Annotated in this window: 1 pseudogene; it reads right to left on the bottom strand. The window is 64.2% G+C overall.

From position 1 onward, the window contains the following. Nucleotides 1-32: 32 nt before the first annotated feature. Nucleotides 33-1,206 (bottom strand): annotated as a pseudogene (locus tag HMPREF0058_RS11370) (IS3 family transposase). Nucleotides 1,207-1,282: the final 76 nt, after the last annotated feature.

Raw genomic sequence — 1,282 nt, 5'->3', positions numbered from 1 at the left:
GGGACTGCTGAAGGTTTGGTTGACCTCCGGGTTTATGCCGCCAGTGTTGCGGTTGGTTTCATGATGAGTTCGAACTCGACGGGGGTGAGTTTCCCGAGCCGGCGTTGACGGCGTTTGCGGTGGTACTTCCCCTGGATCCAGGACACGATCGCCAGCCGTAGTTCCTCTCGTGTGCTCCAGGACCGTCGGTCGAGGACGTTCTTCTGCAGGAGCGCGAAGAACGACTCCATTGCCGCGTTGTCACCGCATGCCCCCACGCGGCCCATGGAGCCGGTCAGGCCGTGGCGTTTGAGGGCCTTGAGGAAGCGTCTGGAGCGGAATTGGGACCCGCGGTCGGAATGCACGATCACCCCGGTGGGCCGGCCTCGGTGGGCCACTGCCATCTCGAGCGCGTTGACGGCGATCCGGGCCTTCATCCGCGAGTCGATCGAGTAGCCGACGATCCGGTTGGAGAACACGTCCTTGATCGCGCACAGGTAGACCTTGGCCTCGCGGGTGCGGTGCTCGGTGATGTCGGTCAGCCACAGCGTGTTGGGGCCCTCGGCGCTGAACTGCCGGTTGACCAGGTCGTCGTGGACGGGCGCACCGGCTTTCTTGTAGCGGGTCTTGCGCGTGGTGAACACCGATTGGATGCCGGCGATCCGGCACAGCCGCCAGACTCTGCGCTCCGAGAGCGTGTACCCGAGCTCGGTGATGTCATCGGCCAGGACGCGGTAGCCGCCCTCCGGGTCATCATCGTGGAGCTGATGCAGCACGGCGATCAGTTCACGCTCTTCGGCCTCGCGGGCCGAGACCGGCTGCTTGAGCCACTTGTAGTAGCCCTGCTTGGAGAATCCCAACACCCGACACGCGACCGCCACCGCCACCCTCACGGGGGCACCGACCGCGGCCATCTCCTTCACGAGCGGGTAGATCATTTTGGGGGCGTGATGTGAGCCTGCGACAGATACGCCGCCGCTCGCCGTAGGACCTCGTTCTCCATCTCCAACTCGCGGATCCGGCGTCACGCCTGGGCCATGTCCTTGCGCTGCTCACGATCGGTGGTCGGGGTCATCCCATGGGACTGGAAGCGAGCGTCGCGGACCCAGGCTTGGAGGGTAGTTTCGCCATCCCCATGTCCTCGGCGACCTGCTTCTGCAGGATTCCTGAGACGACAAGCGCGACCGCGTCGCGCTTGAACTCGTCGGTGCAAGCGATCTTCGCCATGGATGCCATCCTTTCAGCACGACCCTTTCGAGAGAGTCATGCGGTCTTGGAGTCAACCAAACCTTCAACGGACCCC

The organism is Actinomyces urogenitalis DSM 15434 (assembly GCF_000159035.1).
Lineage (GTDB): Bacteria > Actinomycetota > Actinomycetes > Actinomycetales > Actinomycetaceae > Actinomyces > Actinomyces urogenitalis.
This window is presented reverse-complemented; position numbering and strand designations above follow the sequence as displayed.